Source organism: Butyrivibrio hungatei DSM 14810 (genome assembly GCF_900143205.1).
In the GTDB taxonomy this organism is placed as follows: Bacteria; Bacillota; Clostridia; order Lachnospirales; family Lachnospiraceae; genus Butyrivibrio; species Butyrivibrio hungatei.
The window spans coordinates 128334-140281 of the sequence record NZ_FRDH01000009.1 but is presented as its reverse complement, the minus strand read 5'-3'; the positions used below and the strand labels follow the sequence as shown (position 1 = coordinate 140281).

Annotated in this window: 10 protein-coding genes and 2 tRNA genes; 4 read left to right on the top strand and 8 right to left on the bottom strand. The window is 41.2% G+C overall.

Annotated features, from left to right (window positions below; translation table 11 throughout):
* Nucleotides 1-28 precede the first annotated feature (28 nt).
* From BUA02_RS11600 to BUA02_RS11590, 3 genes are read right to left on the bottom strand one after another with little or no spacing between them, the layout of a single operon-like run.
* Entirely contained in the window at nt 29-2944 is a 2916-nt protein-coding gene (locus BUA02_RS11600; RefSeq protein ID WP_072704282.1) for a tetratricopeptide repeat protein, read from the bottom strand.
* 59 nt (nt 2945-3003) lie between these two features.
* Nucleotides 3004-3864: a 16S rRNA (adenine(1518)-N(6)/adenine(1519)-N(6))-dimethyltransferase RsmA gene (gene rsmA / locus BUA02_RS11595; RefSeq protein ID WP_072704279.1), complete on the bottom strand. Its 861-nt coding sequence runs from the start codon at nt 3862-3864 to the stop codon at nt 3004-3006.
* Nucleotides 3865-4641: a TatD family hydrolase gene (locus BUA02_RS11590; RefSeq protein ID WP_072704276.1), complete on the bottom strand. Its 777-nt coding sequence runs from the start codon at nt 4639-4641 to the stop codon at nt 3865-3867.
* A 184-nt stretch (nt 4642-4825) separates the two neighbouring features.
* On the opposite strand from BUA02_RS11590, the gene BUA02_RS11585 reads away from it, so the two are divergent.
* Nucleotides 4826-4898: transfer RNA gene (locus tag BUA02_RS11585), tRNA-Lys, on the top strand.
* A 309-nt stretch (nt 4899-5207) separates the two neighbouring features.
* On the opposite strand, the gene sufU is transcribed toward BUA02_RS11585, so the two are convergent.
* From sufU to sufC, 5 genes are read right to left on the bottom strand one after another with little or no spacing between them, the layout of a single operon-like run.
* A complete protein-coding gene (gene sufU, locus BUA02_RS11580) occupies nt 5208-5651 on the bottom strand; it encodes a Fe-S cluster assembly sulfur transfer protein SufU (protein WP_071174908.1) in 444 nt (147 codons plus the stop codon).
* Nucleotides 5641-6861, bottom strand: a complete 1221-nt coding sequence (locus BUA02_RS11575) for an aminotransferase class V-fold PLP-dependent enzyme (protein WP_071174907.1) — start codon at nt 6859-6861, stop codon at nt 5641-5643. Before BUA02_RS11575 ends, sufU begins: the two co-directional genes overlap by 11 nt.
* A gap of 19 nt (nt 6862-6880) precedes the next feature.
* Nucleotides 6881-8050, bottom strand: coding sequence for a SufB/SufD family protein (locus tag BUA02_RS11570; RefSeq protein WP_072704273.1), 1170 nt, complete (start codon nt 8048-8050; stop codon nt 6881-6883).
* A gap of 12 nt (nt 8051-8062) precedes the next feature.
* Nucleotides 8063-9481 (bottom strand): Fe-S cluster assembly protein SufB, encoded by a 1419-nt coding sequence (gene sufB / locus BUA02_RS11565; RefSeq protein WP_072704270.1) that lies wholly within the window; start codon nt 9479-9481, stop codon nt 8063-8065.
* Nucleotides 9482-9495: 14 nt separating this feature from the next.
* On the bottom strand, nt 9496-10257 hold the full coding sequence (gene sufC / locus BUA02_RS11560; protein WP_072704267.1) for a Fe-S cluster assembly ATPase SufC: 762 nt from the start codon (nt 10255-10257) through the stop codon (nt 9496-9498).
* A 155-nt stretch (nt 10258-10412) separates the two neighbouring features.
* Between sufC and BUA02_RS11555 the strand changes: the two genes are divergently transcribed.
* From BUA02_RS11555 to BUA02_RS11545, 3 genes are all read left to right on the top strand, one after another.
* Nucleotides 10413-10483 (top strand) — tRNA-Gly (locus BUA02_RS11555).
* Between the two features lie 69 nt (nt 10484-10552).
* Nucleotides 10553-11449 carry a putative manganese transporter gene (locus BUA02_RS11550; RefSeq protein ID WP_178297666.1) on the top strand — a complete coding sequence of 299 codons (897 nt, stop codon included), beginning with the start codon at nt 10553-10555 and terminating at the stop codon, nt 11447-11449.
* 13 nt (nt 11450-11462) lie between these two features.
* Nucleotides 11463-11918, top strand: coding sequence for a Fur family transcriptional regulator (locus tag BUA02_RS11545; RefSeq protein ID WP_072704266.1), 456 nt, complete (start codon nt 11463-11465; stop codon nt 11916-11918).
* Nucleotides 11919-11948: the final 30 nt, after the last annotated feature.

Sequence of the window (11948 nt, the reverse complement as noted above, 5' to 3'; positions counted from 1 at the left end):
ACAAAGCCCCCTCGCTTATAATTTGTAATCAGTGCATAAAATCTTTTTCTCTGAGGATAACCATATCGTTCTCGTCGTATCTCTTGTTAACGATAACATCAATAAAATGAGCTACTGTGCGCTTCTCTGCATAATAGATCGCATCGTCTATGATATCCTTGACCTCTGAAACAGTCACTTCATGATCTAGTGTCTGTCTTTCTGAAATTCTGGTATGCAATGCCAAGATACCTAAGTTATCTATAGCATATTCTTTTTCTAATGCGTACTGCTTGGCGTAAGCAACAAGTGAATCATCATCAAGAGCCTCAATATCTACTCTTACATTAAAGCTCTGCTTAAGAGATGGATTCTTATCAAGGAATCTGTTCATATCTTCCTTGGTATCTTCCATAACGATGATAAGTCCCTTATTCTCCTCCTGAAGGATCTTAAGGAGTTCTCCAACTGTTTCTGGAGTAAGATCTGCTGCCCTCTGAATGATAAGAGCGCCATTTGCAAGCTTCTCAAAAATTGTAGATGTGCTCTTCTTGTTAAGAGTATTGGCTGTGATCTTAGCTACTTTACCGCTGAAGTTCGAATCAGATGCCTGAACAGCCTTGATAAGGCCTTTAGCAAGGTTTACTGTTCCAGCGCCTTCCTCTCCAGTTACGATAGCGTTTCCACTAAATGCGTCCATACTAAGATTATCAATTGCGTTGATGATCTGCCTTCTGGACTTTTTGTGGTGGATGTATGGTCCAAAGAGCTGCTTCTCCTCTGGAGTCATAGTTCTTACGCGCTCTTCGATCTCTCTGTTTCCAATATGTCTCTTGCCCTTGTCATGCTTCTTCTCAGGCTTTTTATCTGCTTTTTTGCCTGTCTTCTTGTCGTAAGCTTCTTTCTTTTCAGGCTCTTTCTTTTCCTCAGCCTTAGAAGAACCTTCTTTAGCCTTGTCTTCTGAAACTTCTTCATCAGACTCGTCGGCTTCCTCTGAGTCTTCATCTTCATCAGACTCTACTGTAGTTTCTTCTTTTTCTTCAGCTGTCTCTTCTGATTCTTTTCCTTCCTCAGAAGACTCTTCAGCCTCTTCGCTAGAAGCTTCTGCTACTTCCTCAGTTGAAGCCACAGCTTCCTTAGTCTCTTCAACATCGGTTTCTTCTGGCTCTTCCTCTGAAGTTTCTGGAACTACTGTTGTATCTATATCTTCATTCTTGATGACTCCGTCAACTGCTTCATCAATAACATCTTCGTTATTCTTGGACCAGTCACCTCTTCCTGAAGCTTTGTCGTGTCTTTCCTTCTTGAGGGCCTCTGAGATTGCTTTCTCAAGCTTCTCCTGAAGACCAGCCTTAGTCTTTTCATCATAATCAGCAAAAAGATCTCCAGTCTCCTCAGCAACCAGCATCTTCACGCGCTGAAGCTGTTTCTCCTGCTGGTTCTTTTTGAAGTCTTCCCAGTTCTGCATGTACTCTGAAATGCTGATCTGACCAGTTATCTGTTTCTCAACTTCTGGCTCAGGCTCCACAGCCATACTGATCTGTCCGTCGTATTCCTGAGAAAGATAATTATCAAAATGGCTAGGCATCTGATATGCAGCATTTGGATGAATGACTGCTCCAGGAACCTCATCCTCTAATGGCTTTTCTTCATAAACCGGCTGATGGAGGGATGTCTTTTCCTCACCAAGAATAGGGCCGTTGCCACCATACTTGATATCTATTCCAAGCTCCGGCTCAGCTTCCTCTTCTTCATCTTCTGGAAGATCATCTATGACTTCTTCTACGGCCTCTTTCTTATCTACATCATCTGTCTTTTCCTGATCTGCTGATACATTCGTCTGTGTGTCAAAGAACAGCTCCTCCATTCCAGTTGATGTCTGCTCAAAGTCATCCTGATCTGCCTCTGCAGGAATATCCTGATCATCCTCAAATATCTCCGCAGTAATAGGCTGTACAGGGCTTGATGGACTTGTCTCCTGTCCTGTAACAGGCTCATATGATCTAAGATCACCTTCTGTATCGTCGCCTATTACAGCTTTTAAGTTCTCTGCAAGGGCTTTCTGAAGGTTCATTGTGTTGTAATCACTTACGTCTACTGATGGCTCTTTTATCTCGCTAATATGTGGATAAACGATCCTGTCCATTTCGCGGGTAGGCTGATCCGTAGGAAGTGTATCATAAGCAGGCTCCTGCTCTGGCTGATATGTGCCATTATTGTACTCCTGGATCACCTCATCAGTTACAGGAGGCATCTCCTTGGTAGGCTGCTTGATCTCTACTGTTCTAGGCTCATCGGTTCCAACTTCATCCTTGTCTACGATGATGCTCTTATCTATGAATCCGCCATGGTTCTGCTTGTATCTGATATATCTGTCCTGCTGCTCAGGAGAAAGAGGTTCGTGAAGAGCCTTGAGTTCAAGAGCCTTCATAACATAATTGCCGTCACCAAGCCACAAGAAAAGCTCATCGCAAGTTTCAATACACTCAGTAGTGAGACCTACGCGATGATACAAGTAAGCTAGTTCATATACCCATTTTTCTTTGTAATCATGCTTTTTGAACTCCTCCAGAACTGCTATACGCTCTTCAAGACTAACTTCCTGAGCCTCATACAGTTTGTACTGAAGGATATATCTTGCTGTGTCGCGTGGCGCAATCCTTACAAACTCTTTGTAATACTCAACTGCCTGAACGAACTCCCCCATTTTGATAGCAAGTTCACACAGTGAATAGACAATCTTCCTTCCTGTAGGGAATCTGTCATATGCCATAAGGAGAATGTCTCTACTCTCCTCGTAACGTCTGTTGATCTTGTATAAGTCACTTATCATACAGAGCATCTGCACGCTCTTAACACGTTTCCAATCAATTGTATCAGCGATCTTGACCGCTTCGGCAAAACTGCCTTCCCCCACCAGAGCTTTTATCTCGTCCGCTCTGATCTTGTACTCAACTTTATCCAAAATATCTACCTCTTTGATACTAAAACTACAATATCTAGTGTTAGTATAACACTAGGCTATTATCTTTGTAAAATATCGGAAAGCTCTGCAAACTGTGAAAGTGCAAGCACTTCTCCTCTTGCTTTCTCATCAATCCCCATCTTAACTAGTGCTTCTTGAACCTGCTCCCTTGAAACCTTCAAATTTGGATTATTTGAAAGTGAATTCGATAAAGTTTTGCGTCTCTGATTAAACGCTGTCCTGATGATCTCAAAAAGATACTTTTCATCCTTTACCTGTACAGGCTTGTTCTCATACTTTTTAAGATGAACAACAGCTGATCCAACTCCTGGCTGCGGTATGAAGCTGCTAGGTGGAACATCCATAACGTTCTCAGCAGAAGCATAGAATCCTACTGCAAGAGAAAGAGCTCCATAATCCTTGTTACCTGGTCCCATGACCATTCTGTCCGCAACTTCCTTCTGAACCATTACTGTAACACTCTCAATAGGAGCTCCGCTTTCAAAAAGCTTCATGATGATAGGTGTAGTAATGTAGTAAGGAAGGTTGGCAACTACCTTAATTGGCTTGTTGTCATTGTATTCCTTGATGATAGATTCTATATCTACCTTCAAAACGTCTTCGTTTATTACTGTAACATTGTCATATTCTGAAAGTGTATCTGCAAGGACCGGCATAAGTGTCTTGTCGATCTCAACTGCAATAACTCTTTTTGCTGACTCAGCAAGATACTGTGTAAGAGTTCCAATACCTGGTCCAATCTCAAGTACGCAGGTATCCTTGGTCACTCCTGAAGCTTCTACTATTCCTTCTAAAACGCCATTATCTATCAAAAAGTTCTGTCCGAACTTCTTCTTGGCACTCATATTGTATTTAGCAAGCACTTCCTTAGTACGTGCACTATTTCCAAGATATGCCATTTAACCCTCCATCAAAAGACCATACATACGCTTTGCATTATCTTCTGTAATCTTGATCACCTCTTCTGCGCTAATGCCCTTAATAGCCGCTATAGCATCTACCACCAGTGGAAGATTAAGAGATGAATTACGTCTTCCTCTATTTGGTTCCGGCGAGAGGTAAGGAGAATCCGTCTCCAAAAGAATACGCTCCATAGGAGTCTGCTCCACAACTTCCTTCATCTTCTTGCCGTTCTTAAAAGTAACTACGCCGCCGATACCAATATAAAATCCCATGTCGACGCAGATCTTAGCAATCTCTTTTGAATATGAGAAACAGTGAACTACTCCTCCGATCTCTTCTGCATGATTTTCTTTCATAACTTCGAGAGTATCTGATGCAGCATCTCTAGAATGAATGATCACAGGAAGCCTCTGCTGCCTTGCTAACTGAAGCTGTCTTGCAAACCATTTCTTTTGAAGCTCTGGAGAAGGCTCTGGCCAATGATAATCAAGGCCGATCTCTCCTATGGCTACACATCTGCCATCCTGACTCCATTCTCTAAGAAGTTCAAATTTATCTTCATCCAGTTCTGCTACTTCGCTTGGATGAACGCCAACTGCAGCATGGATAAAATCATATTTATGTGCGAGTTCCAAAGTCTTTCTTGTAGTCTCTAAACTTGCTCCAACATTTACTATATTTGTAATTCCAGCGCCCTCCATAGACGCAAGAAGTTCTTCTCTATCTTCATCAAACTGCTCATCATCATAATGAGCATGTGTATCAAAAATCATTTTTTTCTCCTAATTACTGTATTACCTATCTAATTTACCATAAAAAAAGAGCCGTGAAAACCGCACAAATACAGAAGATTTTAATTTTTTTAAAAAAAATTAAAAAAAGTGCTTGCATTTCTGTTTTAGCCGTAGTAATATATCACTTGTCGTTAAGACACGGAGACAACCGAACAACACAAATGCGCTGCTAGCTCAGTTGGTAGAGCACCTGACTCTTAATCAGGTTGTCCAGGGTTCGAGACCCTGGCAGCGCACGCCGAGTACTGTTTTCGAAGGTATATCCTTTGGGGATGGTACTTTTTCTTTGCGCGTAAAGTGAACCATGCAAAAAAATAGACATATTGTTCGTGGGTGTTTACACACATAAGAACAATTATGTCTATTTTTTTATACGGCGAACGCCGCGACAATGAGGAACAAGCGAAGCGGTTCCGAATCTGTCGGCATGGTTCACCTTTTTACCTGCGAACGCCGCGTAAACGAGGAATCTGCCCTGCAAATTTCGAATCTTGCATGACCACAGCGTATCTTACTTGTCATTTCGAGTAGCGCAACTCATTTTCTCATCCCTGTGCTTTTTCAGGGTGTTCTAACATTTCCTGCATTGTATGCCATCCAAGGACCGCACATTTAACTCTCGCCGGCATATGAGCCACATCCTGGAGTGCCACAGCCTCATCAAGAGCCTCTAAGCTCTCCTCATCTGTTACTTCTCCCTTGATCATACCCATAAATGTTCCAGCAAGCTTAATTGCATCCTCTTTGGACTTACCAACGATCTGATCTACCATCATATCAACAGAAGCCTGTGAAATAGCACATCCGCTTCCATCATATAGCCCTTCTACAATAACTCCATCTTTAATCTTAAGCTGAAGTGTAATATCATCACCGCAACTTGGATTAACGCCCCTTAAAACAAGATCTGGATTCTCCATCTTGCCCTTGTGAACTGGATGAAGGTTATGTTCATTAACAATCTCTCTATATAACTGTTTAAGCTCCATATCCCATGACCTCTCTTACCTTTGAAAGCTTGTCTAAAAATCTTTCAACTTCACTCTCTGTATTATAAAAGTATACACTAGCCCTTGCTGTTGAACCAGCCCCTATAAATTGCATAAGTGGCTGAGCGCAGTGATGTCCTGCTCTAACACAGATGTGATCGTCATTAAGGATTGAAGCCATATCATGAGGATGAACACCATCCATTGTAAATGTAACTATTCCGCAGTGCTTTTTTGGATCTTTTGATCCATATACTTTAATATATGGAAGCTTAGCCAGTCCTTCCATTAACATTGTTGTAAGTTTCTGTTCCTGAGCCTCTATAGCATCAAATCCAACGTTTTGGATATATTTGATAGCTTCTGCAAGACCAACAGCGTCACCAGCATTTACTGTACCAGCTTCAAATTTGTGAGGAATTTCAGCGTATGTAGCATCTTCTCTTGTTACATACTCGATCATCTCACCGCCTCTTAAAAATGGCTGCATTTGCTCCAAAAGCTCATATCTGCCATACAGGGCACCTATTCCCATAGGAGCAAGCATCTTGTGTCCAGAAAGGGCAAAAAAGTCTGCTCCAAGGTCCTTAACATCAACTTTCATATGAGGTGCTGACTGGGCACCATCTACTACAACAATCGCGCCCTTTGAGTGAGCGTACTCAGCAATCTCTTTTACCGGATTAGTAACACCCATTACATTAGATACATGACCTATAGCCACAATCTTAGTCTTGTCTGTTATCTTGGACTTATACTCCTGCTCTGTGATAGTGCCATCTTCCAAAGGCTCCATAAACACAAGCTTTGCATTGTTCTTTTTGGCAACCATCTGCCATGGAAGCATATTGCTGTGATGTTCCATAACCGAGATAACGATCTCATCTCCCTCATGAACATTTTCAAGGCCATAGCTATATGCCACAAGATTTAATGACTCTGTAGTATTTCTTGTAAAGATTATCTCTTCAGCTCTGGATGCTCCGATAAAATCAGCCACCACTGCTCTTGAATTCTCATATGCGTCTGTAGCTGCCATACTCCAGTCATACAAGCCTCTTAATGGATTTGCATTAGCTGTCTTGTAAAAATTGCTTACCGCCTCTAAAACCTGCCTAGGTCTCTGTGAAGTTGCCGCATTATCAAAATATACATAGTCGCCAGAATTTAATTGATCAAAATCCTTGCGGAAATCTCCTAAATTACTCATTTGCCACCTCAATGTAAGATCATACTATATTCTGAATATAATACTGAACTTTCTGCATGATTTCTGGGTTAGGTATCATCCTAGCCACGCTCTCAAGTCTAGCCTTTATCATGATCTTCTTTGCCTCTTCTTCATCTATACCTCTAGCCTGCATATAGAATAGAAGCTCTTCGCCAAGCTGACCGATAGTAGCACCATGTCTACCATCAACGTCTTCCTCCTGGCACAAAATAACAGGCATTGTCTTGTTCACAACGCCAGGGCTAAGAAGGAGTGTATCTTCCTGCTCATCTCCAGCAGAACCTGCACTTCCGTTCTTAAAATCTATAGTTCCTCTAAAGGTCTTTTGAGCTGTATCCATCAAAACACCCTTAAACTGCATATCTGCGTTTGTCTTCTTGCCTCTGTGATCAGAAACATAGTTGATATCAAGGTTATGATCTTGCCTGCAAAGATATCCCATATTGCTGTTAAATACAGCTTCACCTTCAACAAGGTTGATATAGCATCCAGCCCAGGATTTCTTGGCGCCAAGCTCTAATGAGACAACATCGATCTGGCCCTTTGCAAAACATGCGCCACCAATATCATCAAGATGCATGAAGCCATCTCCAAGAAGCTGTACCTTTACTACGTTGATTTTGGCTCCTTCTTCAGCAAGAAGCCTTGTGCTGACACCGTGGAAACCAGAAGCTTCTTTATCAGAAATGTAAGTCATGATAACCGTGACTTCAGAATTCCTTCCAGCATGCACTACCTGACCAGAAAGACTTCCCTGGCCGTCCTTCATTTCATATCTAAGAACGATAGGTTCAGCTACTTTGGTTCCTTCTGCAACAGTGTATACGTCTACTGTAGCCCCTGTGCTGATCATAAGCTGATCTACATCGATACCCATACCAGTTCTGATGGCCTGGTCCTTATCTCTGTATGACATATCTGCATTTGGCGCACCCGGAACACCAGTAGTAACCAATATTCTATCTTTGTTGGCTCTAAAGATGTCTCCTGCCTTGTCAAAAGATACTGCTCTATCTAATGATACTCCAGCTGGAACTGTTCCTACCTCAGGGCACTCCAAAGAATCAATTGTTATATCTGAGCCTGTGATCCTGCTGTCATTGACATGCAAAAAGTTGTAAGTCAGGACAGGGAGCACATTTACTCTCATGTCTAAATCTTTTTTCATTGTAGACCTCTCTTACGCATTTGAATGTCCACTCATCTCAAGCTTGATGAGGTTATTCATCTCTACAGCATATTCTAATGGAAGTTCCTTAGAAACAGGATTCGCAAATCCGCTTACTATCATTGTCTTGGCATCTTCTTCACTAATGCCACGAGACATAAGATAAAATACCGCTTCATCACTGATTCTTCCAATCTTTGCTTCGTGTCCTACATCTGCATCATCTGTTCTGATGTCCATTCCAGGAATTGTATCTGCTCTTGAAATGCTATCAAGCATAAGTGAATCGCAAGAAACAGATGCCTTTGCCTTCTTGGCTGTGTTCTGGATAACTACGCTACTTCTGTAGGTTCCGATTCCGCCGTCCTTGGAAATAGACTTTGTTGAAATAGAAGATGATGTGTATTTGCCCTGATGAACAATCTTGGCACCTGTATCAAGGTTCTGTCCCTGACCAGCAAAAGTGATACCAGTAAACTCTGTCTTGGAGTGGTCACCCTTAAGGATTGTCATAGGATAAAGGTATGATGTGTGTGAACCAAAAGAACCTGATACCCATTCCATGATACCGTTCTCCTCAACAAGCGCTCTTTTTGTGTTGAGGTTGTACATGTTTTTGGACCAGTTCTCAATAGTTGAGTAACGAAGTCTTGCTCCCTTGCCAACGTAAAGCTCTACGCAACCAGCGTGAAGATTCGCTACATTATATTTAGGTGCAGAACATCCTTCTATGAAATGAAGATCTGCTCCTTCGTCTACTATAATAAGTGTGTGCTCAAACTGTCCTGCTCCGGCAGCATTCAATCTAAAGTATGACTGAAGTGGGATATCTACCTTAACTCCCTTTGGAACGTACACAAATGAACCACCTGACCATACTGCTCCATGAAGAGCCGCAAACTTGTGGTCTGTAGGTGGAACCAGTTTCATAAAATGATCTTTGATCATATCAGCATATTCGCCGCGAAGAGCTGACTCTAAGTCTGTATAGATTACGCCCTGAGCTGCAACTTCATCTTTGACGTTGTGATATACAAGCTCTGAATCATACTGTGCACCAACACCCGCCAGAGATTCTCTCTCCGCCTGTGGGATTCCGAGTTTTTCGAAAGTATTCTTGATATCTTCAGGAACATCTTCCCACTTGCCCTTCATATCTGACTTGTGTCTTACATAAGAAGAGATCTTGTCCATATCAAGGCCATCTATATCTGGCCCCCAGTCAGGGAACTTGATCTCGTTATAAAGCTTTAGACATTTTAATCTAAATTCTCTCATCCAGTCAGGATCGTTCTTTTCCTCAGAAACCTTTAATACTGTTTCCTCAGTTAGTCCCTCTTCCAGACGATAGAAATCTTTTTCATTTTCTACATCTTTAAAGTCGTATATGCTGCGGTTGATATCCGCAACAACCTGCTTGTTATCGCTCATATCTATCCTCTTAATCAGTTACCTAATTCTGAAACAAATCTCTCAAATCCGTGTTCATTGATCTCATCAACAAGAGTTCCATCACCTGTATGAACAATATTTCCCTTAACTAATACATGGGTATAGTCTACATGAAGTGATTCTAAGATCTTTGTGCTATGAGTGATGATGAGAAGTGCTCCATCCTTCTTTTTCTGGTACTCTTCAATACCCTTTGATACGGTACGAACAGCATCTACATCAAGACCAGAGTCTGTCTCATCAAGGATTGCGAGCTTAGGGTTAAGCATAAGAAGCTGAAGAATCTCCGCCTTCTTTTTCTCACCACCAGAAAATCCTACATTAAGGTCTCTGTCTGCATATGACTCATCCATAGAAAGAAGCTCCATAGCAGCCTTAAGTGACTTCTGGAAAGCTAAAAGCTTAACTGGTGCGCCTGTCTGAGCATGGTATGCATTTCTAATAAAGCTTCCAAGTGAAATTCCCGGAACCTCTAATGGGTTCTGGAATGAAAGGAACATTCCTGCCTTAGCTCTTTTATCAGCTGAAGCATGAGTTATGTCCTCTCCTTCAAATAATATACTTCCATCTGTAACCTGATAATGTGGGTTACCCATAAGTGTATAACCGAGTGTTGACTTACCAGCACCGTTAGGTCCCATAAGTACATGAGTCTCCCCTGGCTTAATATCCAAGTTAATTTTATGTAATATAGGAAGCTCATTATCTATTGATACTGATAAATCCTTTACTTGTAATAAAGACTGATCTGACATAATGATATATTTCCTTTCTAATTCCTACTAACTTAGTAGGATTCATCTTAACACTCCAAAAATGCCCTGTCAAATGACAAACAAAGTAAAGTTTATCACAAAACCACTTGACATACCATACAAACTTAAGTACAATACATCCTTGTCAGCACCATGCGGGTGTAGTTCAATGGTAGAACACTAGCCTTCCAAGCTAGATACGTGGGTTCGATTCCCATCACCCGCTTACTGATATTTTTTTTGTCCATTTTTCAAATGCTAATGATTTGCATTTGCATTTCTGAAAGGAGTTTTTATGAACATGATAATTGATATAGTAGCGGACGCTCTTTTGGACTCCGTTAAGATACTTCCATTTCTTTTCTTTACTTATTTAGTTATGGAATATCTCGAACACAAGACTGAGGAATACACTTCTAATATAGTACAAAAGACTGAGCACTTTGGTCCTCTTTGGGGCGGACTCATCGGTGCGTTCCCACAGTGCGGATTCTCTGCTGCAGCTTCTAACCTCTACGCAGGAAGAGTCATTACATTAGGTACACTTATTGCAATCTATCTTTCCACTTCAGATGAGATGATACCTCTTTTCATCTCAAATCAGGTTCCAGTAGGACTTATGGTCAAGATTCTCGTACTCAAGGCTGTGATCGGTATTGTGTATGGATTTATCATTGATGCAATAGTTCACTGGCATCACAGAACTCACGGAAAGAGCCTTAACGATCCTGTAAAGATCGAAGAACTCTGCGAAAAAGAGCGTTGCCACTGCGAGGAAGAAGAAAACACAGGTTTTATCGGAATAGTAAAATCAGCACTTGTTCACACCATCCACATTTTTGTATTTGTACTGATACTTACTCTTGTTCTTAACTTTGTTATCGAGATCGTTGGTAAAGATAACCTTTCAATGCTCCTTAAGACAAGCCCAGTTATAAGCCACATCCTTGCCGGAATTGTAGGACTTATCCCTAACTGTGCTCCATCTGTTATCATCACAGAGCTTTATCTGGATCAGATGATCACTCTTGGAACTATGATGTCAGGTCTTTTAGTTGGCGCTGGTATCGGTCTTCTTGTTCTTTTTAGAGTTAACTCTGATAAGAAGGAAAATATTAACGTAGCTTTTATCTTATTTATTATTGGAACTGTAACTGGTCTTTTGATCGATATGCTTGGTATAAGCCTTTAATTGGAGATAAAAAATGAGTTGTAAGATCCATGCAGAAAATAGTGATTCTATTATAGAAAGATGCTGGCCTTCCGGCGTCAAGAAAACACATCAGAGAATAGATATATTTCTGATCTTGTACCATTCAGATGAGCCGCTGTCTGCCGCTGATATATTTGATAAGCTAAATCAGACAGCTCCCAAGGAAAAATACGCATTCTCTACTGTATATAGAAATCTGTTAGCTTTTGAAAAAGTAGGTATTGTTACAAAGACAACATTATCTACAGAAGACAACGCAGTATATGAGCTAAAAAAGAGTTCTCACAAGCATTATGCTGTATGCACCAAATGTCACAGAAAGATACCTATTAAGACCTGTCCCCTTCATGACATATCAGCTGCTGTTAAAGATTCTCTTCCCGGTTTCGAGATAACCGGTCATCAGCTTGAAATACTTGGCATATGCAATGAATGTAAGAATAAATGAAAAAAGGACCTTCATATCACCAGGATATGA

Excerpts from the sequence above, each read along its gene's own strand:
- rsmA (WP_072704279.1), bottom strand. The coding sequence starts at position 3,864 with ATGGCATATCTTGGAAATAGTGCACGTACTAAGGAAGTGCTTGCTAAA.
- BUA02_RS11590 (WP_072704276.1), bottom strand. The coding sequence starts at position 4,641 with ATGATTTTTGATACACATGCTCATTATGATGATGAGCAGTTTGATGAA.
- sufU (WP_071174908.1), bottom strand. The coding sequence starts at position 5,651 with ATGGAGCTTAAACAGTTATATAGAGAGATTGTTAATGAACATAACCTT.
- BUA02_RS11575 (WP_071174907.1), bottom strand. The coding sequence starts at position 6,861 with ATGAGTAATTTAGGAGATTTCCGCAAGGATTTTGATCAATTAAATTCT.
- BUA02_RS11570 (WP_072704273.1), bottom strand. The coding sequence starts at position 8,050 with ATGAAAAAAGATTTAGACATGAGAGTAAATGTGCTCCCTGTCCTGACT.
- sufB (WP_072704270.1), bottom strand. The coding sequence starts at position 9,481 with ATGAGCGATAACAAGCAGGTTGTTGCGGATATCAACCGCAGCATATAC.
- sufC (WP_072704267.1), bottom strand. The coding sequence starts at position 10,257 with ATGTCAGATCAGTCTTTATTACAAGTAAAGGATTTATCAGTATCAATA.
- BUA02_RS11550 (WP_178297666.1), top strand. The coding sequence starts at position 10,553 with ATGAACATGATAATTGATATAGTAGCGGACGCTCTTTTGGACTCCGTT.
- BUA02_RS11545 (WP_072704266.1), top strand. The coding sequence starts at position 11,463 with ATGAGTTGTAAGATCCATGCAGAAAATAGTGATTCTATTATAGAAAGA.